Origin of the sequence: Pseudomonas sp. NPDC089534 (assembly GCF_044749305.1) — a bacterium.
GTDB lineage: Bacteria > Pseudomonadota > Gammaproteobacteria > Pseudomonadales > Pseudomonadaceae > Aquipseudomonas > Aquipseudomonas ekonensis.
Genome location: NZ_JBIVHR010000012.1, coordinates 40,107 through 63,483 on the forward strand (window position 1 = coordinate 40,107; position 23,377 = coordinate 63,483).

General features: G+C 67.3%; 10 protein-coding genes. 4 read left to right on the forward strand and 6 right to left on the reverse strand.

The genetic code is table 11. From position 1 onward, the window contains the following. Nucleotides 1-7 precede the first annotated feature (7 nt). The 5 genes from ACIP0B_RS05490 to ACIP0B_RS05510 are packed head-to-tail and all read right to left on the reverse strand — an operon-like array spanning nucleotide 8 to nucleotide 6,295. A complete protein-coding gene (locus tag ACIP0B_RS05490; protein WP_400830362.1) occupies nucleotides 8-805 on the reverse strand; it encodes an enoyl-CoA hydratase/isomerase family protein in 798 nt (265 codons plus the stop codon). Further along, nucleotides 802-1,959: a citronellyl-CoA dehydrogenase gene (gene atuD / locus ACIP0B_RS05495; RefSeq protein WP_400830363.1), complete on the reverse strand. Its 1,158-nt coding sequence runs from the start codon at nucleotides 1,957-1,959 to the stop codon at nucleotides 802-804. The genes ACIP0B_RS05490 and atuD overlap by 4 nt, the downstream gene beginning before the upstream one ends. 32 nt (nucleotides 1,960-1,991) lie before the next feature. Beyond that, nucleotides 1,992-3,608 carry a geranyl-CoA carboxylase subunit beta gene (gene atuC, locus ACIP0B_RS05500; protein WP_400830364.1) on the reverse strand — a complete coding sequence of 539 codons (1,617 nt, stop codon included), beginning with the start codon at nucleotides 3,606-3,608 and terminating at the stop codon, nucleotides 1,992-1,994. Nucleotides 3,609-3,611: 3 nt separating this feature from the next. Then, the gene (locus ACIP0B_RS05505) at nucleotides 3,612-4,481 is read right to left on the reverse strand and encodes an SDR family oxidoreductase (protein ID WP_400830365.1); all 870 of its coding nucleotides are present in this window, start codon (nucleotides 4,479-4,481) and stop codon (nucleotides 3,612-3,614) included. 11 nt (nucleotides 4,482-4,492) lie between these two features. Continuing rightward, complete coding sequence (locus ACIP0B_RS05510; RefSeq protein WP_400830366.1) at nucleotides 4,493-6,295, reverse strand: acyclic terpene utilization AtuA family protein; 1,803 nt, start codon at nucleotides 6,293-6,295, stop codon at nucleotides 4,493-4,495. A gap of 184 nt (nucleotides 6,296-6,479) precedes the next feature. Between ACIP0B_RS05510 and ACIP0B_RS05515 the strand changes: the two genes are divergently transcribed. The 3 genes from ACIP0B_RS05515 to ACIP0B_RS05525 all read left to right on the forward strand — a co-directional run bounded on the left by ACIP0B_RS05515 (nucleotide 6,480) and on the right by ACIP0B_RS05525 (nucleotide 9,090). Further along, the gene (locus tag ACIP0B_RS05515; protein ID WP_400830368.1) at nucleotides 6,480-7,103 is read left to right on the forward strand and encodes a TetR/AcrR family transcriptional regulator; all 624 of its coding nucleotides are present in this window, start codon (nucleotides 6,480-6,482) and stop codon (nucleotides 7,101-7,103) included. A gap of 91 nt (nucleotides 7,104-7,194) precedes the next feature. Continuing rightward, a complete protein-coding gene (locus ACIP0B_RS05520; RefSeq protein ID WP_400830369.1) occupies nucleotides 7,195-7,989 on the forward strand; it encodes a substrate-binding periplasmic protein in 795 nt (264 codons plus the stop codon). Between the two features lie 87 nt (nucleotides 7,990-8,076). Continuing rightward, nucleotides 8,077-9,090: a GNAT family N-acetyltransferase gene (locus ACIP0B_RS05525; RefSeq protein ID WP_400830371.1), complete on the forward strand. Its 1,014-nt coding sequence runs from the start codon at nucleotides 8,077-8,079 to the stop codon at nucleotides 9,088-9,090. A 138-nt stretch (nucleotides 9,091-9,228) separates the two neighbouring features. On the opposite strand, the gene ACIP0B_RS05530 is transcribed toward ACIP0B_RS05525, so the two are convergent. Beyond that, nucleotides 9,229-9,777, reverse strand: a complete 549-nt coding sequence (locus ACIP0B_RS05530; protein WP_217891192.1) for an RNA polymerase factor sigma-70 — start codon at nucleotides 9,775-9,777, stop codon at nucleotides 9,229-9,231. A 379-nt stretch (nucleotides 9,778-10,156) separates the two neighbouring features. Here ACIP0B_RS05530 and ACIP0B_RS05535 point away from each other — a divergent pair, with 379 nt between their 5' ends. Continuing rightward, nucleotides 10,157-23,155, forward strand: coding sequence for a non-ribosomal peptide synthetase (locus ACIP0B_RS05535; protein WP_400830373.1), 12,999 nt, complete (start codon nucleotides 10,157-10,159; stop codon nucleotides 23,153-23,155). Nucleotides 23,156-23,377: the final 222 nt, after the last annotated feature.

The following is a 23,377-nucleotide window of genomic DNA, read 5'->3' on the forward strand; positions in this document are numbered from 1 at the left end:
GCGTGGTTCACGTGGCCCACTTCGGCTTGCGCTTTTGCATGAAGGCCAGCGTGCCTTCGTTGCCTTCGGTACCGGTCACCGCCTCGCTGAACCATTGCGCCGCCTCGTCCAGCAGTTCGCCTGCCGGTTGTGCGGCACTGGCCAGCAGCAGCTTCTTGGTCATGGCGTTCGCCTCCGGGGCGCAGCACAACACATGGTCGAGCACTTCATCCAGGCGCTCGGCCAGGGCCTGCGGATCCTGCTCGACAAAATGCACCAGCCCCATGCGCCGGGCCTGGTGGCCGTCGAAGCGGGCGGCGGTCAGGGCCAGGCGCCGGGCTTCGGTGAGGCCGATGCGCTGCACCACGAACGGCGCGATCTGCGCCGGCAGCAGCCCGAGGCTGGTTTCCGGCAGGCCGAACTGGGCCTGGTGGTCGGCCATGGCGATGTCGCTGACGCAGGCCAGGCCGAATCCGCCGCCCAGCACGGCGCCCTGCAGCACGGTGATCAGCACTTGCGGCGCCTGTTGCGCCTCCTCCAGCAGGGCGCCGAAGGCGCGGTTCAGGTCACGGTAGGCCTGGGTGCCCTGGGCGCGGGCGTTGGCCATGTCCTTGATGTCGCCGCCGGCGCAGAAATGGCCGCCGGCGCCGCTGAGTACGATGGCCCGCACGGTTCTGTCGTCCCGCACCGCCGCCAGCGCGGCGCGCAGTTCGGCGACCATCTGCAGGCTCATGGCATTGCGGCTGTCGGGGCGGTTGAGGGTGATGTGCAGCACACCGTTGTGCGGTTCGAGCAACAGCGTCGCGCAGGCGGGCAGGGTGCTCATGGGCGTTTCCCCGGCAGGATGCCCATCAGCTTGCAGATGATCCCCAGCATGATCTCGTCGGCGCCGCCGCCGATCGACACCAGCCGCACGTCGCGGTAGGCGCGGGCCACCGGGTTGTCCCACATGTAGCCCATGCCGCCCCAGTACTGCAGGCAGCTGTCGCTGACCTCGCGCCCGAGGCGCCCGGCCTTGAGCTTGGCCATCGACGCCAGGCGGGTGACGTCCTGGCCTTTCACGTACTGTTCGGTGGCCTGGTAGACCAAGGCCCGCAGGCATTCGATTTCGGTCTGCAGCTCGGCGAGGCGGAAGTGGATCACCTGGTTGTCGATCAGCGGGTTGCCGAAGGTCTTGCGCTCCTTGCAGTACTCGATGGTGCTGTCGACGCAATACTCCAGCCCCTTGATCATGTTCGCCGCGCCGAACAGGCGTTCTTCCTGGAACTGCAGCATCTGCATCATGAACCCGGCGCCTTCGTGGCCGATGCGGTTGCGCTGCGGCACGCGCACGTCGTCGAAGAACACCTGGGCGGTCTCCGAACTGCGCATGCCGAGCTTGTTCAGGTGCGGGCTGAGGCTGATGCCGGGCGTGTCCATCGGCACCATGATCAGGGATTTGTTGACGTGGGGCTTGTCGTCCGAGGTGTTGGCCAGCAGGCAGATGAAGTCGGCGCTCGGCGAGTTGGTGATCCACATCTTGCTGCCGTTGATCACGTAGTCGTCGCCGTCCTTGCGGGCGGTGGTCTTGAGCCCGGCGACGTCGGAGCCGGCGCCGACCTCCGAGACGCCGATGCAGCCGACCCGTTCGCCGGTGATGGCCGGGCGCAGGAATTCCTCGCGCAGTTCATCGGAGCCGAAGCGGGCCAGGGCCGGGGTGCACATGTCGGTCTGCACGCCGATGGACATCGGGATGCCGCCGCAATGGATGGTGCCGAACTCTTCGGCGGCGACGATCGAGTAGCTGTAGTCCAGGCCCATGCCGCCGAACTTCTCCGGTTTGGAGATGCCCAGCAGACCCAGTTCGCCGGCCTTGCGGAAGATCTCGTGGATCGGAAAGCGGCCGGCCCTTTCCCATTCCTCGACGTGGGGGTTGATCTCGTGTTCGACGAACTGGCGCACGGTGCGGCGCAGGGCTTCGTGTTCCGGGGTGAAGATCATTGTTGTTGTTCTCCTCAGGATCCGTTTGGGTGTCAGAAGCGGCTGACGCCGAAGCTGTTGGGCTGCAACGTGCGGATGTCGGCCTCGTGGCAGATGTCCAGCAGGTAGCCGAGCAGGATGCGGGTGTCGCGGGGGTCGATCAGGCCGTCGTCCCACAGGTTGGCGCTGCCGTAGAGGGCGGTGGACTGGCTGTCGAGCTTCTGCGCGGTGGCCTGTTCGAGCATGTCGAGCATTTTCGGGTCGGGCTCCAGCCCGTCCTTGAGCTGCCGGGCTTCGGTGACGATGCGCAGCACCTTGCCGGCCTGTGCGCCGCCCATCACGGCGGTGCGGCTGTTGGGCCAGGCGAAGATGAAGCGCGGATCGAGGCCGCGCCCGCACATCGCATAGTTGCCGGCGCCGTAGGAGCCGCCGACCACGAGGGTCAGCTTCGGCACCCGCGCGTTGGCCACCGCCTGGATCAGCTTGGAGCCGTGCTTGATCACGCCGCGCTGTTCCGATTCGGTGCCGACCATGAAACCGGTGGTGTTGTGGAAGAACAGCAGCGGCGTGCGGCTCTGGTCGCACAGTTGAATGAACTGCGCCGCCTTGCTCGCGCCGTCGGGGGTGATCGGGCCGTTGTTGCCGATGAAGCCGCAGGCCCGGCCCTGGATTTTCAGGTGGCCGCAGACCGTCTGCCGGTCGAACTCGCCCTTGAACTCCAGGAAGCGCGACTCATCGGCGATCCGCGCAATGATCTCGCGCACGTCATAGGGCTTTTTCGGGTCGTCCGGGATCAGCCCGAGCAGTTCGTCGATGGGGTAGAGCGGCTCCTTGCAGGGCGGTTCGGGCCGCGGGGGCAACTGTTCGTTCCAGTTCAGCAGGCTGACGATCTCGCGCACCTGACGGATGCCGTCGGCATCGTTTTCGGCCAGGTATTCGGCGGTGCCGGCCACCTGCGCGTGCATCTCGGCGCCGCCCAGCTCTTCGTCGGTGGCCACTTCACCGGTCGCCGCCTTCAGCAGCGGAGGGCCGGCGAGGAACAGCTTGGCCTTGCCCCGCACCACCACCACGTAATCCGACAGCCCCGGCTGGTAGGCGCCGCCGGCGGTGGCCGAGCCGTGCACCACGGTGATCTGCGGCAGGCCCATGGCCGACATCCGCGCCTGGTTGGCGAAGCTGCGCGCGCCTTCGACGAAGATTTCCGCCGCGTAGTTGAGGTTGGCGCCGCCGCTTTCGGCGAGGGTGATCACCGGCAGTTTGTTTTCCTGGGCGATCTGTTGCAGGCGCAGGGACTTCTTCAGGCCGGAGGGGGAGATGGTGCCGCCCTTGATCGCGCTGTTGTTCGCCACCACCAGGGCCCGCACGCCGGAGACATAGCCGATCCCGGCGATCAGGCCGCCGCCGGCGGCGCTGCCGTCCTTGTCGTCATGCAGCCGGTAGCCGGCCAGGCTGGCCAGTTCGAGGAACGGCGAGCCGGGATCGAGCAGCAGGTTCAGGCGTTCGCGGGGCAGCAACTGGCCGCGCTTGTCGAACTTCGGCTTGGCTTCGGCGGCCTTGTCCAGCAGGTTCCGTTCGAGCTGCTGCACATGCTCGATGGCCGCCAGCATCGCGGCGCGGTTGCGGGCGAAGGCTTCGCTGTGGGGGTCGAGTTGGGACTGGATCTGCGGCATGGCTTATTCCTTGTCCTTGAGCACGTCGGGCAGGTAGGCGCGGTGGAAACCGTTGAACGGTTCGCTGTGGCTTGCCTTGTGCAGCGGCCAGGCGCGGTTGCCGAGGCTGGCGGCACCGTCGATGCGCACGGTGCTGCCGCTGATGAACGCGGCGGCGGGGCTCAACAGGAACACGATCGCCGCGCTGACCTCGGATTCGGTGCCGATGCGCTTGAGCGGCACATGTTCGCGCAGGGTCGGGATCACCGCCTTGAACGCGCCTTCATAGGTGTCCATGCCGCTGGAGGCGATCCAGCCCGGCGCCACCGCGTTGACCCGCACGCCGGCGCAGCCCCATTCGAAGGCGGCGGTCTTGGTGAAGTTCTCCATGCCCGCGCGCGCGGCGCCGGAGTGGCCCATGCCGGGCATGCCGCCCCACATGTCGGCCAGCATGTTGACGATGCTGCCGCCGTGTTTGCCCATCGACTGGTTGAACACTTCCCGGGCCATCAGGAAGCCGCCGACCAGGTTGGTGCGCAGCACGGTCTCGAAGCCTTTCTGGTTGATCGAGGCCAGCGGCGACGGGTACTGGCCGCCGGCGTTGTTGACCAGGCCGTGGATCGGCCCGTGTTCGCGAACCGTCTCGCCGACCATCGCCTTCACGGCGTCTTCGTCGCGGATGTCGCAGGCTTTCCAGTGCGCGCGGCCGCCGTCTTCGGCGATTTCGCCGGCGACCTTCTGCAGCTTCTCGGGCTTGCGTCCGACCAGCAGCACCGTGGCCCCGAGCGCGGCCAGTTCGTGGGCGGTGCAGCGGCCGATGCCGCTGCCGCCCCCTGTGACGATGACCGTCTGCCCGCTGAACAGGCCGGCATTGAATATCGATCGGTAAGCCATGGCGCCATCCTTCATTCGAATTGTTCGGCGATGCTTCGCGGCACCGGGATCTGGATCTCCAGCAGCTGCTGGGCGAAGGCCTTGCCTTGCGGATCGATCCGCAGGCTGGCCACGCCACCGCCGCCCAGGGCGTTCTCCAGCAGGAAGTTGAGGCTGTGGGTGCCGGGCAGGTACCAGCGTTCGACCCGTCCGCGGATCGGGTCCAGGACATGGCTCATCCAGTCCACCAGCACCGCCGGGGTCAGCGCTTCGGCGATCCACGGCAGGTATTCGGGGCGGCGCGGCATCACGCCGATGTTGCTGTGGTCGCCCTTGTCCCCGGAGCGCGCCACGGCCAGTTTCACCAGCGGCACGCTGGCGTCGGCGCGGCCCTGGGGCTTGGGCGGTTCGTGGGGCACGGGCAGGTCATCGCTGTTGAAGGTGGCCGCCGGAGGCAAGGCGCAGGGATGGCGCTCGCCGGCGATGTCGATCTGCAGGGTGCAGGCGGTCTTGTCGATCAGGAAGGAGAACAGCCGGATCAGCGGGTACACCGTCGGCCGTCCGCCGACGATGCCGGTCAGGCCCGGCGCCATGCCGGTGGCGGCCTGGGCGATCTCCCGGGAGAACAGCACCAGCGCCTGTTTGTTCGGGTGGCGCACGGCGAGTTTGATCACCACTTCGCGGCTGTCGCGGCGCTGGCCATGGGGGCCGTAGGTGGCTTCGCTGCCGAGCAGTTCGACGTTGACTTCGCTGTAGGGGCCCCAACCACGCTCCGCCAGCATCTGCGAGGTCTTGTCGATGATCGCCTGGCTGACCCGCCGTGCCTTGTCCACCGCATCGATGCCGGCGATCAGGCAACTGGCGGTGCAGCGGAAACCGTCCGGATACGTCGCGCTGACCTTGTACTTGCCGCTGGGCGGCAGGCCCTTGGCGCCGTGCACGCGGACGGCGTTCTTGCCCTGCTGCTGGAGTTTCACCTGGGTGAAGTCGCAGATCACATCGGGCAACAGATAGGCCTGCGGGTCGCCGATCTCATACAGCATCTGCTCGCCGACGGTCAGCGGCGTCACCAGCCCGCCCGAGCCCTCCGGTTTGCTGACGGTGAACTGGCCGTCGGCGCTGACTTCGACGATCGGAAAGCCGATGTGCTCGTAGTCCGGCACGTCGCGCCAATCGGTGAAGTTGCCGCCGGTGCACTGGGCGCCGCATTCGATGATGTGCCCGGCGAGGGCGGCATGGGCCAGCCGGTCGTAGTCGTGCCACGACCAGCCGAACTCATGCACCAGCGCGGCGCTGACCACGGCGCTGTCGACCACCCGCCCGGTGATGACGATGTCGGCCCCCAGGCGCAGGGCCTCGGCGATGCCCGGCGCGCCGAGATAGGCATTGGTCGAGACGCACAAGGGCGGGAGCGGGGCGCCGCTGAACATCTCGGTGATGCCCTGGGTGGCGAGTCCTTTGAACTGCGGCTGCAGGTCATCGCCCAGCAGCACGGCGATCTTCAGGTCCACGCCGGCCCGGTCGCAGGCAGCCTGCAGCGCAGCGGCGCACGCGGTGGGGTTGATCCCGCCGGCATTGCTGATGACGCGGATGCGCTGCTGCGCCAGCTGCGGCAAAAGCGGGGTGAGGATGTCGATGAAGTCGCCGGCGAATCCGGCTTGGGGGTCTTTCAGGCGGGCGCCGGCCATGATCGACAGGGTGATTTCGGCCAGGTAATCGAACACCAGGTAGTCCAGGCGTCCGCCCTTGACCAGTTGTTCGGCGGCGGTCGAGGTGTCACCCCAGAATGCGCTGGCGCATCCGATGCGGACGGTGGTGGGCCTTGTGCTGGGCATCGTTGTCTCCGACTCAGGAACCTGCGACAGAAGTGCATCGAGGCTACCAAGCAAGCGCTTGGTTTGTAAACAGCGGAATCATCTTCCTCCCAAGCGCTTGCTTGGGCGCGGCCGGCGGCTTAAATTGCCCGCGCAACCCTGCGTTTCCGGGCGCAGCAGACTGATCGACTGTAGGAGAGAACGGGTGGACGAGCAAAAAGCCCTGGGGGTCATGCGTGAACTGGTCGACGAAGGCCGGTTGACCGATCCGGACAGCGCCCGCGGCAAACTGCTGCAAGTGGCGGCCCACCTGTTTCGCAACAAAGGCTACGAACGCACGACCGTGCGCGACCTGGCGGGCGCCGTGGGCATTCAGTCGGGCAGCATCTTTCACCACTTCAAGAGCAAGGACGAGATCCTGCGGGCGGTGATGGAGGAAACCATCCGCTACAACACTGCCCTGATGCGCGCTTCGCTGGCTGAGGCCTCTGACGTGCGGGAGCGGGTGCTGGCGCTGATCCGCTGCGAACTCCAGTCCATCATGGGCGGCAGCGGAGAGGCCATGGCGGTGCTGGTCTATGAATGGCGCTCGCTGTCGGACGACGGTCAGGCCAAGGTGCTGGCCCTGCGCGACATCTACGAGGACATCTGGCTGCAGGTGTTGGGCGAGGCCAAGGCCGCCGGGCTCATCCGGGGCGATGTGTTCATTACCCGACGTTTTCTCACAGGCGCGTTGTCGTGGACGACCACCTGGTTTCGTGCCGGCGGCAGCCTGAGCCTGGATCAACTGGCCGAAGAGGCGTTGGTGCTGGTGCTCGAAGAGCGCTGAGCGCTTTCTATAAGGCCGGGAAACTGGCTAACTGGGCGAAAACGCCTAATTTGAATGCTGGGATCGTTACTTTTTCGGGGAGTGGGGCAATTTGAAGTCTTCGCCAGTACGCAAGGCCGCCGGGTTTGTGCTCGCGGCGCTAGCGTTTTCGGTGCTGCCGGTTCAGGCGGCGCAATTGGTGCGGGTGGGCGCTGCGCACTTTCCGCCGTACACCATCCGACCGGAGAACGGCGCCGACACCGGTCTGCTGCCGGAACTGGTCGAGGCGTTGAACCGCTCGCAGAGCGACTATCGCTTCGAGCTTGTTCCCACCTCGATTCCCCGTCGGTTCGGCGACTTCAAGGAAGGTCGCACGGACATGGCGATCTTCGAGAACCCGGACTGGGGCTGGAAGGACATTCCCCATTCCACGGTCGACATGGGGCTGGAGGACGCGGAGATTTTCGTCGCGCAGAACGAGCCCGGCCGCCAGCAGAGCTACTTTGCCGATCTCAAGGGCAAACGCCTGGCGCTGTACAGCGGCTATCACTACGAGTTCGCCAACTTCAACGCCGACCCCAAGTACCTCGCCGACACCTACAACGCTTCGCTGACGTATTCCCATGACAGCAATCTGCTGATGGTGCTGCGCGGCCGGGCGGACATCGCGCTGGTCACTCGCTCGTACCTGTTCGATTACCTGCTGCGCAACGACAAGGTGCGTGACGAACTGCTGGTCTCGCAGCGCATCGATCAGGTCTACCACCACTACGCGATCATCAGTCCGAAAGCGCCGATCACCGGCGAGGCGTTCGGCAAGTTGCTGCAGGGATTGCGCGACAACGGCCAGATGCTGAAGATTTTCGAGCCGTACAAGATCGCCGTGGTGCCGGTGCCCCATCAATGACGTGGGGTTTTTGGCGCCCGGCCTAAATTTCCCGCCCCGGCTCACGTCCCATCGTTGAACTGTCGACGATTATCGTGAGCCCGACCCATGTCCAATCTGAATGACCTGGCTGCCCTGGCCCTGCCTTCGGGCAGCCAACTGGTAGCCGATGCCACCGAAAGCCGTCTGAGCCTGAACCTGGACGGACAACCTCTGATCCGCCTGCGCCTCGATGTGGAGCTGCAAGGGCCGATCCAGATCGAAGAGCGCTATGCGCTGCCGCTCGGGCAGGCATTGTGGGCGGCCTGTTACTGGCTGTTCGCCCGCGATCCGGCGCGTCGGCACTTGATCTGGCAACTGGAGCTGCCGCCGACCGAAGCCCTGCTCAGCGGTTTGCTGGTGGCCACCGGGAACGCCGGCGAGTACCGCTGCGAGCGCACGCTGTTCTGGCAATTGCCGCAGCCTTGGCTGGGCACGCCGTTGACCGGCAGCTACCCTCAGCAGATGGTCATCAGCAACGGCAAGCGCCATCCGCTCCGTGCGCCCAAGCCGCGCGGCGAAGTGTACCGGCGTTTCGATGCGCGCCTCGGGGCGTGGATCTCCTTGCGCACCGTGGAGATCGAGCAGGACCTGGCACGCTTCAACCGCTGGCAGAACAGCCCGCGGGTCGCCAGTTTCTGGCAGGAGGAGGGCAGTCTCGAACAGCATCGCGAGTACCTGACCAAGCTCGATGCCGATCCGCACACCCTGACCTTGATCGGCTGCTTCGACGATCAGCCGTTCGCCTACTTCGAAGCCTACTGGGCCAAGGAAGACCGGATCGCTCCGTTCTACGACGCGGACAACTACGACCGCGGCATTCACATGCTGGTGGGCGAGGAGAATCACCGCGGACCGCACAAGGTGGCGAGCTGGCTGTCGGCGCTGGTGCATTACCTGTTCCTGGACGATCCGCGCACCCAGCGGGTGGTCGCCGAGCCGCGCGCCGACAACGCGAAGATGATCGGCCACATGCACAACCAATGCTTCCACTGCGAAAAGGAATTCGATTTCCCGCACAAGCGCGCCGCGCTGATGATTCTGGGGCGTGAGCGGTTCTTTGACCGGTGTTCGTTGGCGTGAGGTCCGGGGCCCGGGATTCCCGGGCCTGGCGTTGCCGCTGCCGCAGGTGACCGAAATCCCTGCGGGAGCAACGGCTGTGCGTGGCGTCCTCGGTGACGCCATCGCCAGCAGGCCGGCTCCCGCAGAGGGGGCGTGCGGTCAGCCGCGGGCGGCCATGGCGGTGCGGCTGCCCGACACCTTGCGACAGTGCACCAAGGCATCGCGGATCATGAAGTTGACCAGGGTCGGCGATACGCCGAGTTCCTTGGCGATGTCCTTTTGCGGCACGCCGTGCAGGCGGTACATCTCGAAGGCATAGCGGGTGCGGCTGGGTAGCTCGGTCAGCGCGTCGGCGATGTTTTCAAGGGTCGAGAAGTTGATGTGCGAGGTTTCCGGCGAAGCGCCCTGGATGACCACATTCAGTCCTTCCTCTTCGGGGCCTGCGTACTTCTGCTCCAGCGCCTGCTTGCGGTAGTGGTCGATGGCCAGGTTGCGCACGATCTGGAACAGATAACTGAGTTGGGCCTTGATCGACGACGTGATCGGCGGCGCCGACTGCAGTCGGAAGAACGCATCCTGCACCACATCTTCGGCACGTGACCGGCAGCCGGTGATCCGGGCTGCAATCTTGACCAGAATCAGTCGGTTGTCGACGAAGGCCTGAAGTAGCGGTGAATCGCACCTGCTTGTGGATACTTGTTCCGTCATGGAAATCACCTTGCTGCCAATAGGTTAGTGGGACGCCTGGGGGACGGGGCCGTCCTACACATCGAGCGACAAATTATGTTGAATGATAATGATTGTCAATTGAGAAAGAGAACTAATGATCCATGACGGTGCAATTCGAGAACTGCGACACACCGCCGCAGCGGTTGCACCTCCAGGCCCCATTGGCGATCCAGCCTGCCGACTAATTATTTCAAGACGTCATCCGTTCTCATTGGTGAATGGTTCCGGGCGCGCAGCCCCGGCCAGACAGCATTCCCATGCCTTGCGCGGTCGGCACAGACCGCGCCCTGCACGCTCCCGCCGGGCGTGACGCAGCAACCCGATTCCACTAGCAAGCCGAATTCAGGCAGGAAACCTCATGACCGACGCGTTCGAACTCCCCAGCACCCTGGTCCAAGCCCTTCAGCGCCGGGCGGCCCTGACGCCGGACCGGCTGGCCTTGCGCTTTCTCGCCGAATCCGAGGAGCAGGCCGTGGTGCTCAGCTATGCCGAACTCGACCGGCGCGCGCGCACCATCGCGGCGGCGCTGCAGGCCGAGGCCGGGTTCGGCGAGCGTGCGGTGCTGCTGTTTCCCAGCGGGCCGGATTATGTCGCGGCGTTCTTCGGTTGCCTGTACGCCGGCGTCATCGCCGTGCCGGCCTATCCGCCGGAGTCGGCCAAGCGTCATCACCAGGAACGCCTGCTGTCGATCATCGCCGACGCCGAGCCGCGCCTGCTGCTGACCAGCGCCGGCCTGCGCGACGCCTTGCAGCAGATCGAAGGCGCGCCGCCGCTGCTGTGCGTCGACACCCTCGACGACGCGCTGGCCGAACGCTGGGTCGAGCCGCAGCTGCCTGGCGACCACATCGCCTTCCTGCAATACACCTCCGGCTCCACCGCGCTGCCCAAGGGCGTGCAGGTCAGCCACGGCAACCTGGTGGCCAACGAACTGCTGATCCGCCACGGCTTCGGCATCGACGTGAACCCGGACGACGTGATCGTCAGCTGGCTGCCGCTGTACCACGACATGGGCCTGATCGGCGGCCTGCTGCAGCCGATCTTCAGCGGCGTGCCGTGCATCCTGATGTCGCCGGCGTACTTCCTCGGCCGTCCGCTGCGCTGGCTCGAAGCGATCAGCCAGTACGGCGGCACCATCAGCGGCGGGCCGGATTTCGCCTATCGGCTGTGCAGCGAGCGGGTCAGCGAATCGGCGCTGGAGCGTCTCGACCTGAGCCGCTGGCGCGTGGCCTACTCCGGTTCCGAGCCGATCCGTCTCGACACCCTGGAGCGGTTCGCCGAGAAATTCACCGCCTGCGGTTTCAGCGAGGACAGCTTCATGGCGTCCTACGGGCTGGCCGAAGCGACCCTGTTCGTCGCCGGCACGCCGCGCGGCCAGGGCATTCCGGCCCTGCGCGTGGACGACGCGGCGCTGGCGCAGAACCGCGCCGAGCCGGGCGAAGGCAGCCCGGTCATGAGCTGCGGCATCAGCCAGCCGCAGCATGCGGTGCGGATCGTCGATCCGGTCACGCTGCAAGAATCGGCCGACAACACTGTCGGCGAAGTCTGGGCGTCGGGCCCGAGCATCGCCCACGGCTACTGGCGCAACCCCGAGGCCACCGCCAAGACCTTCGTCCGGCATGCCGGCCAGACCTGGCTGCGCACCGGCGACCTGGGCTTTTTCCGCGAGGGCGAGCTGTTCATCACCGGCCGTTTGAAAGACATGCTGATCGTGCGTGGCCACAACCTGTACCCGCAGGACATCGAGAAGACCGTCGAGAACGAGGTTGAAGTGGTGCGCAAGGGCCGCGTGGCGGCGTTCGCGGTCAATCAGAACGGCGAGGAGGGCATCGGCATCGCGGCGGAGATCAGCCGCAGCGTGCAGAAGATCCTGCCGCCGGAGGCGCTGATCAAAGCGATCCGCCAGGCGGTGGCCGAGGCCTATCAAGAAGCGCCGAGCGTGGTGGTGCTGCTCAATCCGGGCGCGTTGCCGAAGACCTCCAGCGGCAAGCTGCAACGCTCGGCGTGCCGCAACCGCTTGGCCGACGGCAGCCTCGACAGCTACGCGGTGTTTCCGTCCGCGACCGCCGAAGGTCAGGCACCGGTTGCCTCGGCCTCCGAATTTGAGGCGCGCATCGGCCAGATCTGGGCCGAACACCTGAACGTCAAACAGGTCAACGCCGACGACCATTTCTTCCTGCTCGGCGGCAACTCCATCGCCGCCGCCCAGGTGATCGCCAAGGTGCGCGAAGCACTGGGCCTGGAGCTGAACCTGCGCCTGCTGTTCGAAGCCCCGACCCTGAGCGCGTTTGCCGCCGCCGTGGCGCAGCAGCAACAGGACGGCGGCAGCGCCCAGGGCGAAATCGCCGCGTTGCCGCGTCATGAGGCGTTGCCGCAGTCCCTGGCGCAGAACCGTCTGTGGATCACCTGGCAGCTCGACCCGCACAGCAGCGCCTACAACATTCCCGGCGGCCTGCGCCTTCGCGGCGAACTCGATGAGGACGCCCTGAGCGCCAGCTTCCAGCAACTGATCGAGCGCCACGAATCCCTGCGCACCCGCTTCTTCGAACGCGACGGCGTGGCCCTGCAGCAGGTGTTTCCTGCCGGCGGTTTCGAGCTGCAGCGGATCGACCTCAGCGACCTGCCGGCCGCCGAGCGCGAGGCCCGCGCGCAGCAGATCCGCGAAGACGAGGCGCGCACCCAGTTCGACCTGGAAAAGGGCCCGCTGCTGTGGGTGACCCTGATCCGCCTCGACGACGAGGATCACCAACTGCTGGTGACGATGCACCACATCATCGCCGACGGTTGGTCGCTGAACGTGCTGATCGACGAGTTCTCGCGCCTGTACGCCGCCGCGTCCCAGGGGCAGCGGGCGGAGCTGGCGCCATTGCCGACCCAATACGCCGACTACGGCAGCTGGCAGCGCCAATGGCTGGCCCAGGGCGAGGGCGAGCGGCAGCTGACGTATTGGAAAGCGCAACTGGGCGACGAGCAGCCGACCCTGGAACTGGCCACCGACCATCCGCGCTCGGCCCGCCAGACCCGCAGCGCCGCCCGCCACACCGTGCGGCTGAGCGTCAGCCTCAGCGAGGCGGTGCGCAACGCCGCGCAGGCCCAGTCCGCCACGCCGTTCATGCTGTTGCTGTCGGCCTTCCAGAGCCTGCTGCACCGCTACAGCGGCCAGCGCGACATCCGCATCGGCGTGCCCAACGCCAACCGTCCGCGCCTGGAGACCCAAGGCCTGATCGGCTTCTTCATCAACACCCAGGTGCTGCGCGCCGAGCTGGATCCGCGCCTGCCGTTCAGCGAACTGCTGGCCCGCACCCGTGAGGCGGCGCTCGGCGCCCAGGCCCACCAGGACCTGCCGTTCGAGCAACTGCTCGAAGCCTTCCCAAAGGCTCGCGAGCAAGGCCTGTTCCAGGTCATGTTCAACCACCAGCAACGTGACCTGAGCGCGCTCAAGCGCCTGCCGGGCCTGCTCGCCGAAGAGCTGCCGTGGCACAGCCGCGAAGCCAAGTTCGACCTGCAGCTGCACAGCGAGGAAGACCGCAACGGGCGTCTGACCCTGTCGTTCGACTACGCCGACGAACTGTTCGACCCCGCCACCGTCGAGCGCCTGGCGGAGCATTTCACCCGCCTGTTGGCCGATGCCTGCGAGCGCCCGCAAGCGGCCATCGGCGACCTGCAACTGCTGACGGCCCACGAACAGTCGCGCCAGGATGACTGGAGCGGCGCACCGTGCGCCGCCGCCCTGCAGTGGCTGCCGGAGCTGCTCAACGAGCAGGTGCGGCAAACCCCGGAACGCACCGCGCTGGTGTGGGAGGGCGGCAGCCTCGACCTCGCCGAACTGCACACCCGCGCCAACCGCCTGGCCCATTACCTGCGCGACAAGGGCGTCGGCCCGGACGTCTGCGTGGCCATCGCCGCCGAGCGTTCGCCGCAACTGCTGATCGGCCTGCTGGCGATCATCAAGGCCGGCGGCGCCTATGTGCCGCTGGATCCGGACTACCCCGCCGAACGCCTGGCCTACATGCTGGCCGACAGCGGCGTCGGGCTGCTGCTGACCCAGACCGCGTTGCTCGACCGCCTGCCGGCCAGCGAAGGCGTCAGCGTCATCGCCATGGACGCCCTGCACCTGGACACCTGGCCGAGCCAGGCGCCGGGCCTGCACCTGCACGGCGACAACCTTGCGTATGTGATCTACACCTCCGGCTCCACCGGCCAGCCCAAAGGCGTGGGCAACACCCATGCCGCCTTGGCCGAGCGTCTGCAATGGATGCAGGCCACTTATCAGCTGAACGACAGCGATGTGCTGATGCAGAAGGCGCCGATCAGTTTCGACGTGTCGGTGTGGGAATGCTTCTGGCCGCTGATCACCGGCGCGCGCCTGCTGATCGCCGGCCCCGGCGAGCACCGCGATCCGCACCGCATCGCCGAGCTGGTGCAGCAGTACGGCGTGACCACGCTGCACTTCGTACCGCCGCTGCTGTCGCTGTTCATCGACGAACCCCTGAGCGCCGAATGCACCAGCCTGCGCCGGGTGTTCTCCGGCGGCGAAGCGCTGCCGGCGGAATTGCGCAACCGCGTGCTGGCGCAACTGCCGGCGGTGCAGCTGCACAACCGCTACGGCCCGACCGAAACCGCCATCAACGTCACCCACTGGCAGTGCAGCGAGGCCGACGGCGAGCGTTCGCCGATCGGCCGCCCGCTGGGCAACGTGATCTGCCGGGTGCTCGACAGCGACCTCAATCCGGTGCCGGCGGGTGTGCCGGGCGAGCTGTGCATCAGCGGCATCGGCCTGGCCCGCGGCTACCTCGGGCGGCCGGCGCTGACCGCCGAACGTTTCGTGGTCGACCCGATGGGCGAGCAGGGCGCACGCCTGTACCGCACCGGTGACCGGGCACGCTGGACGAACGACGGCGTGATCGAATACCTCGGCCGTCTCGATCAGCAGGTCAAGCTGCGGGGCTTCCGGGTCGAACCGGAGGAGATCGAAGCGCGTCTGCTGGCGCAGGACGGCGTCGCCCAGGCTGCCGTGCTGGTGCGCGACACCGCCGCCGGCCCGCAACTGATCGGCTACTTCACCGCCGGCGATGCCGATGAGGACGGGGAGGCGCAAATCGCCCGCCTGAAAACCGCCCTCGCCGCCGAACTGCCGGAATACATGGTGCCGGCGCAACTGATGCGCCTGGACGACATGCCGCTGAGCCCCAGCGGCAAGCTCGACCGTCGTGCCTTGCCCGAGCCGCAGTGGCAGGTGCGCGAGCACGTCGAACCGGTCACTGAACTGGAACGCCAGATCGCCGCGATCTGGCGAGAGGTGCTGGGGTTGTCGCAGGTCGGCTTGCGCGATGACTTCTTCGCCCTCGGCGGCCATTCGCTGCTGGCCACCCAGATCATTTCCCGCACCCGCCAGGCCTGCGACGTCGAGCTGCCGCTGCGGGCGCTGTTCGAACACAGCGAGCTCGGCGGTTTCGCCGAACAGATCCGCCTGATCCAGGCCAGCGGCCGCACCAACAAGCAGCCACCGATCGAGAAGGTCGACCGCAGCCGGCCGGTGCCGCTGTCCTATTCGCAGCAGCGCATGTGGTTCCTCTGGCAGATGGAGCCGGACAGCCCGGCGTACAACGTCGGCGGCATGGCGCGCCTGCGCGGGGTGCTGGATGTCGGGCGCTTCGAGGCGGCGCTGCAGGCGCTGATCCTGCGTCACGAAACCCTGCGCACCACGTTCCCGAGCGTCGATGGCGTGGCCCGTCAGCAGGTGCATGCCGAAACCGGCCTGCGCATGGACTGGAAGGACTTCTCCAAGCACCCGGCCGAAGTCCGCGAGCAGAAGGTCCAGCAACTGGCCGATGAAGAGGCGCACCGGCCGTTCGACCTGGAAACCGGTCCGCTGCTGCGCGCCTGCCTGGTCAAGGCCGCCGAGCAGGAGCACTACTTCGTCCTGACCCTGCACCACATCGTCACCGAAGGCTGGGCGATGGACATCTTCGCCCGCGAACTCAGCGCGCTGTACGAAGCGTTCGTCGACGACCGCGACTCGCCGCTGGAACCGCTGCCGGTGCAGTACCTCGACTACAGCGTCTGGCAGCGCCAGTGGCTGGAGTCCGGCGAGCGCCAGCGTCAGCTCGACTACTGGACCGCCCAGTTGGGCCGCGAACACCCGCTGCTGGAGTTGCCGGGCGACCGTCCGCGTCCGCCGGTGCAGAGCCACCGGGGCGAACTGTTCCGCTTCGACCTGAGCGATGACCTGGCCGCCCGCGTGCGCGCCTTCAATGCGCAGAACGGCCTGACCCTGTTCATGACCATGACCGCCGCGCTGGCGACCTTGCTTTACCGCTACAGCGGCCAGACCGACCTGCGCATCGGCGCACCGGTGGCCAACCGCATCCGTCCGGAAAGCGAAGGGCTGATCGGCGCGTTCCTCAACACCCAGGTCCTGCGCTGCCAGCTCGACGGGCGGATGACGGTGGGCGAGCTGTTCGACCATGTGCGCCACACCGTGATCGAAGGCCAGTCCCATCAGGACCTGCCGTTCGACCATCTGGTGGAAGCGTTGCAGCCGCCGCGCAGCGCCGCCTACAACCCGCTGTTCCAGGTGATGTGCAACGTGCAGCGCTGGGAATTCCAGCAGACCCGCACCCTGGCCGGCATGACCGTCGAGTACCTGGTCAACGACGCACGGGCGACCAAGTTCGACCTCAACCTGGAAGTCACCGACCTCGACCACCGTCTGGGCTGCTGCCTGACCTACAGCACCGACCTGTTCGACGAGCCGACCATCGCCCGCATGGCCGGGCATTGGCGCAACCTGCTGGAGGCGCTGATCGCCGATCCGCAGCGGCCCCTGAGCGAACTGCCGCTGCTGGACGCGCCGGAGCGCCAGCGCCTGCTCGACAGCCTCGGCGTCGAGGCCGGCGAGCATCGTCTCGACCAGTGCATCCATCACCTGTTCGCCGAACAGGCGCTGGCGCGCAAGGACGCGCCGGCCCTGACCTTCGCCGGGCAGACCCTGAGCTACGCCGAGCTCGACGCCCGCGCCAACCGCTTGGCCTGGGCGCTGCGCGAACGCGGCGTCGGCCCGCAGGTGCGGGTCGGCCTGGCACTTGAGCGGTCGCTGGAAATGGTCATCGGCCTGCTGGCGATCCTCAAGGCCGGCGGCGCCTATGTGCCGCTGGATCCGGAATACCCGCTCGACCGCCTGCATTACATGATCGAGGACAGCGGCGTCGGCCTGCTGCTCAGCGACCGGGCGATGTTCGCCGCCCTGGGCGAACTGCCGCCGAACGTGGCGCGCTGGTGCCTGGAGGACGACAGCGCCGCGCTGGCCGGCCAGCCGTCCGGCGAGCTGCCGTTCATCAGTCTGCCGCAGCACCAGGCGTACCTGATCTACACCTCGGGCTCCACCGGCAAGCCGAAAGGCGTGGTGGTGTCCCACGGCGAGATCGCCATGCACTGCCAGGCCGTGATCGAACGCTTCGGCATGCGCCCGGACGATTGCGAACTGCACTTCTATTCGATCAACTTCGACGCCGCCACCGAGCGTCTGCTGGTGCCGCTGCTCAGCGGCGCCCACGTGGTGCTGCGTGCCCAAGGGCAATGGGACGCCGAGGAAATCTGCGGCCTGATCCGCACCCACCGCATCAGCATCCTCGGATTCACCCCGAGCTACGGCAGCCAGTTGGCCCAATGGCTGGCGACGCAAAGCGAGACCTTGCCGGTGCGCATGATCATCACCGGCGGCGAAGCGCTGACCGGCGAGCACCTGCAACGGATCCGCGCCGCGTTCAAGCCGAGCGTGTTCTTCAACGCCTACGGCCCGACCGAAACCGTGGTCATGCCGCTGGCGAGCCTCGCGCCCGAGGTGCTGGAGGAGGGCGCCGGCAGCGTGCCGATCGGCAGCGTGATCGGCGACCGCGTCGCCTACATCCTCGACGCCGACCTGGCGTTGGTGCCGCAAGGCGCGACGGGCGAACTGTACGTCGGCGGCGCCGGCCTGGCGGTGGGTTATCACGAGCGGGCGGGCATCACGTCCGAACGCTTCGTGGCGGACCCGTTCGCCGCCGACGGCGGGCGCATGTACCGCACCGGCGACCTGGTGCGCCAGGGCGCCGACGGCCTGGTGGAGTACATGGGCCGGATCGACCATCAGGTGAAGATCCGCGGCTTCCGCATCGAACTGGGGGAAATCGAAACCCGCCTGCTGGACCACGAGGCGATCCGCGAAGCCGTGGTGCTGGCGCTGGACGCGCCGAGCGGCAAGCAACTGGTCGGCTACCTCGTCACCGACGTGGCCGAACAGGGCGAACCGCAACAGGCGCAACTGCGCGAAGCGCTCAAGGCGCACCTCAAGGCGCAACTGCCGGACTACATGGTGCCGACCCACCTGATCCTGCTGGCCAGCATGCCGCTGACCGCCAACGGCAAACTCGACCGCCGCGCTTTGCCGGCGCCGGACCCTGCGCTCAACCGCCAGGACTACGTGGCGCCGAGCAACGAGCTGGAGCAGACCCTGGCGCAGATCTGGTGCGAGGTGCTCAACGTCGCGCAGGTCGGCCTCAACGACAACTTCTTCGAACTGGGCGGCGACTCGATCCTGTCGATCCAGGTGGTCAGCCGTGCGCGGCAGCAGGGCATCCATTTCAGCCCGCGCGACCTGTTCCAGCACCAGACGGTGCAGACCCTGGCCGCCGTGGCGAGCCGCAGCGAAACCGTGACCGCCGAGCAAGGGCTGGTGAGCGGCGAATCGCAGCTGACGCCGATCCAGCACTGGTTCTTCGACACCGAAATCACCGAGCGCCAGCACTGGAACCAGGCGTTGCTGCTGGCGCCTGCCGCCGCGCTGGAACCCCATCGCCTGGAGCAGGCGCTGCTGGCGGTGATCGAACAGCACGACGCCTTGCGCCTGCGCTTCACTGAGGCCAATGGCGAATGGCAGGCGAACCATCAACCGGTCACCGACGCTGCGGTGCTGTGGCAAGTGCGTGTGCCGTCCATGGACAAGTGCGCCGCGCTGTTCGCCGACGCCCAGCGCAGCCTCGACCTGGAGCACGGGCCGCTGCTGCGTGCGGTGCTGGTCGATGGGCCGCAAGGCCAGCAGCGTCTGTTCATCGCCATCCACCACTTGGTGGTCGATGGGGTGTCGTGGCGCGTGCTGCTCGACGACCTGCAGACCGTGTACCGCCAACTCGATGCCGGGCAGTCGGTGAACCTGCCGGCCAAGACCAGCGCCTTCAAGGACTGGGCGGCGCGTTTGCAGGCCTATGCCGGCAGCGAATCCCTGCGTGAGGAACTGGGCTGGTGGCAAGCGCAACTGGCAGGTCCTACGGCCGGGCTGCCGTGCGAGAACCCCGAGGGCGGGCGCCAGAACCGTCACGGGCAAACCGTCAACGTGCAGCTGGATGCCGAGCGCACCAAACAACTGCTGCAACAGGCGCCGAGCGCCTACCGCACCCAGGTCAACGACCTGCTGCTGACCGCGCTGGCCCGCGTGCTGTGCCGCTGGAGCGGCCAGCCGTCGGCGCTCGTCCAGCTGGAAGGGCACGGTCGCGAACCCCTGTTCGACGACATCGACCTGACCCGCACCGTCGGCTGGTTCACCAGCGCCTACCCGCTGCGCCTGACCCCGCACGGCATCGAAGAGGCGGCCGGGCAAGGCGCCTCGATCAAGGCGATCAAGGAACAGTTGCGCGCGGTGCCGCACAAAGGCCTGGGCTACGGCGTGCTGCGCTACCTGGCCGACGGCGCCAGCCGCGACAGCATGGCGGCGCTGCCGAACGCGCCGGTCACCTTCAACTACCTCGGCCAGCTCGACCAGACCCTGGGCAACGACGCGCTGTTCCGTCCGCTGGACGAACCGGTGGGCGCCGCCCACGATCCGCAGGCCCCGCTGCCGAACGAGCTGAGCGTCGACGGCCAGGTGTCCGGCGGCGAGTTGCAGCTGCGTTGGACCTTCAGCGCCGAGCGCTACGACCCGCAGACCATCCAGGACCTGGCCGATGCCTACATCGGCGAGCTGCAGAGCCTGATCGGCCACTGCCTGCAAGACGGCGCGGGCGGCCTGACGCCGTCGGACTTCCCGCTGGCCAAGCTGACCCAGGCCCAGCTCGACGCGTTGCCGGTGCCGGCGGCGCAGATCGAAGACGTGTACCCGCTGACCCCGATGCAGGAGGGCATGCTGCTGCACACCCTGCTCGAACCGGGCACCGGCCTGTACTACATGCAGGACCGCTACCGCATCAACAGCGCGCTCGACCCCGAGCGCTTCGCCCAGGCGTGGCAAGCGGTGGCGGCCCGTCACGAAGCCTTGCGCGCTTCGTTCTGCTGGAACGTCGGCGAAGACATGCTGCAAGTGATCCACACCCCGGGCCGCACGCCGATCGAGTACCTGGACTGGAGCGCGGTCGCCGACGCCGAGCAGGAGCCGAAACTTCAGGCGTTGCTCAAGACCGAGCGCGAGGCCGGGTTCGATCTGCTCAACCAGGCGCCGTTCCACCTGCGCCTGATCAAGGTCGGCGAGGCCCGCTACTGGTTCATGATGAGCAACCACCACATCCTGATCGATGCCTGGTGCCGCTCGCTGCTGATGAACGATTTCTTCGAGATCTACACCGCCCTGGGCGAAGGCCGCGAAGCGCAACTGGCCGTGCCGCCGCGCTACCGCGACTACATCGGCTGGCTGCAGCGCCAGAGCCTGGCCGAGGCGCGCCAGTGGTGGCAGCAGAACCTGCAAGGGTTCGAGCGCACCACGCCGATCCCGAGCGACCGCCCGTTCCTGCGTGAACACGCCGGCGAGAGCGGCGGCATGATCGTCGGCGACCGCTACACCCGCCTCGATGTGCGGGACGGCGCCCGCCTGCGCGAACTGGCCCAGGCCCATCAGCTGACCGTCAACACCTTCGCCCAGGCGGCGTGGGCGCTGGTGCTGCGCCGCCTGAGCGGCGACCGCGACGTGCTGTTCGGCGTCACCGTGGCCGGCCGTCCGGTGGAGATGCCGCAGATGCAGCGCACCGTGGGGCTGTTCATCAACAGCATCGCGCTGCGGGTGCAGATCCCGGCGGACGACCAGCGCTGCGGCGTGCGCCAGTGGCTCAGCGGCCTGCTCGACAGCAACATGCAGCTGCGCGAGTACGAGTACCTGCCGCTGGTGAACATCCAGGAACAGAGCGAACTGCCCAAGGGCCAGCCGCTGTTCGACAGCCTGTTCGTGTTCGAGAACGCCCCGGTGGAGGTCTCGGTGCTGGACCGGGCGCAGAGCCTCAACGCCACGTCGGACTCGGGCCGCACCCACACCAACTTCCCGCTGACGGCGGTGTGCTACCCGGGCGACGACCTCGGCCTGCACCTGTCCTACGACCAGCGCTACTTCGACGAGTCGACGGTCGAGCGCATGCTCGGCGAGTTCAAGCGCCTGCTGCTGGCGCTGGTGGACGGCTTCCATGGCGACATGGCCGACCTGCCGCTGCTGGGCGCCGAGGAGCAGGACTTCCTGCTGCACGGCTGCAACCGGAGCGCCCACGACTATCCGCTGGAGAAGAGCTACGTCGAACTGTTCGAAGCGCAGGTGGCGGCGCACCCGCAACGCATCGCCGCCAGTTGCCTCGACCGGCGCCAGAGCTACGCCGAGCTGAACCTGCGCGCCAACCGCCTCGGCCACGCGCTGGTCGCGGCCGGGGTGCGGATGGACCAACCGGTGGCGCTGCTGGCCGAGCGCAACCTCGACCTGCTGGGCATGATCATCGGCAGCTTCAAGGCCGGCGCCGGCTACCTGCCGCTGGATCCGGGCCTGCCGAGCCAGCGCCTGAGCCGCATCATCGAACTGAGCCGCACGCCGGTGCTGGTGTGCAGCGAGGCGTGCCGCGAACAGGCCCAAGCCTTGCTCGACGAGTTCGGCTGCGCCAACCGTCCGCGTCTGCTGGTGTGGGAAGAGATTCAGGCCGGCGCGCAAGCGTCGTCCGACCCTGGTATCTACAGCGGCCCGGACAACCTGGCCTACGTGATCTACACCTCGGGCTCCACCGGCCTGCCCAAAGGCGTGATGGTCGAGCAGCGCGGCATGCTCAACAACCAGTTGAGCAAGGTGCCGTACCTGAACCTGAGCGACGCCGATGTGATCGCCCAGACCGCCTCGCAGAGCTTCGACATTTCGGTCTGGCAGTTCCTCGCCGCGCCGCTGTTCGGTGCACGGGTGGACATCGTGCCGAACGCCATCGCGCACGATCCGCAGGGCTTGCTGGTGCACGTTCAGCAGCAGGGCATCACCGTGCTGGAAAGCGTGCCGTCGCTGATCCAGGGCATGCTCGCCTCGGACCGCCTGAGCCTGGACGGCCTGCGCTGGATGCTGCCGACCGGCGAGGCGATGCCGCCGGAGCTGGCGCACCAATGGTTGCTGCGCTACCCGGACATCGGTCTGGTCAACGCCTACGGTCCTGCGGAGTGTTCGGACGACGTGGCGTTCTTCCGGGTCGACCTGGCTTCGACCCGCGGCAGCTACCTGCCGATCGGCACGCCGACCGACAATAACCTGTTGTACCTGCTCGACGGCGCGCTGGACCTGGTGCCGCTGGGTGCCGTGGGCGAGCTGTGCGTGGCGGGCACCGGGGTCGGTCGCGGTTACGTCAGCGATCCGCTGCGCACCGCGCCGGTGTTCGTGCCGAACCCGTTCGGCGCGCCGGGCGAGCGGCTCTACCGCACCGGTGACTTGGCCCGCCGTCGCAGCGACGGTGTGCTGGAGTACGTCGGCCGGGTCGACCATCAGGTGAAGATCCGCGGCTACCGGATCGAACTGGGCGAGATCGAGGCGCGTCTGCACGAGCAGCCGGAAGTCCGCGACGGGGCGGTCGGCGTGCAGGAAGGCGCCAACGGCAAGCACCTGGTCGGCTATCTGGTGGCGGCCGATTCGGCCCTGAGCCCGGCCGAACGGCTGGAGCGGATCAAGCAGCGCCTGCGCGCCGAACTGCCGGAGTACATGGTGCCCCTGCACTGGCTGTGGCTGGACCGCCTGCCGCTCAACGCCAACGGCAAGCTCGACCGCAAGGCCTTGCCGGCGCTGGAGATCGGCCAGTTGCAGAGCCAGGACTATCTGGCGCCGCGCAGCGAACTGGAGCAGACCCTGGCCGACATCTGGGCCGAGGTGCTGAAGGTGGAGAAGGTGGGCGTGCGCGACAACTTCTTCGAGCTCGGCGGCCATTCGCTGCTGGCCACGCAGATCGCCTCGCGGGTGCAGAAGGCCCTGCAACGGGATGTGCCGCTGCGGGCGATGTTCGAGTGCAGCACGGTGGCGGAGCTGGCCGAGTACATCGAAGGACTGGTGGCCAACGACATCACCGCGGACAAGGCGGACCGGCTCAATGACCTGATGGCGGAACTGGAAGGGTTTTAATCGCCGGGGCCGCGCCGGCCCCATCGCCAGCAGGCTGGCTCCCACAGGGATCTTGGGTGAATGCAGACATTGCGGACACCGCAAAAACCTGTGGGAGCCAGCCTGCTGGCGATGGCGTCAGCAAGGCCACCGCAAAACCGTCTTGTACATTGGCGTACATTTCCAAGGTTGACGACAACGAACCGGCAGCTCAGTCTGCCGGTTCTCTTTTTCTCGCGGAGG

Coding starts and splice junctions, on each gene's coding strand:
- ACIP0B_RS05490 (WP_400830362.1), bottom strand. CDS start 805: ATGAGCACCCTGCCCGCCTGCGCGACGCTGTTGCTCGAACCGCACAAC.
- atuD (WP_400830363.1), bottom strand. CDS start 1,959: ATGATCTTCACCCCGGAACACGAAGCCCTGCGCCGCACCGTGCGCCAG.
- atuC (WP_400830364.1), bottom strand. CDS start 3,608: ATGCCGCAGATCCAGTCCCAACTCGACCCCCACAGCGAAGCCTTCGCC.
- ACIP0B_RS05505 (WP_400830365.1), bottom strand. CDS start 4,481: ATGGCTTACCGATCGATATTCAATGCCGGCCTGTTCAGCGGGCAGACG.
- ACIP0B_RS05510 (WP_400830366.1), bottom strand. CDS start 6,295: ATGCCCAGCACAAGGCCCACCACCGTCCGCATCGGATGCGCCAGCGCA.
- ACIP0B_RS05525 (WP_400830371.1), top strand. CDS start 8,077: ATGTCCAATCTGAATGACCTGGCTGCCCTGGCCCTGCCTTCGGGCAGC.
- ACIP0B_RS05530 (WP_217891192.1), bottom strand. CDS start 9,777: ATGACGGAACAAGTATCCACAAGCAGGTGCGATTCACCGCTACTTCAG.
- ACIP0B_RS05535 (WP_400830373.1), top strand. CDS start 10,157: ATGACCGACGCGTTCGAACTCCCCAGCACCCTGGTCCAAGCCCTTCAG.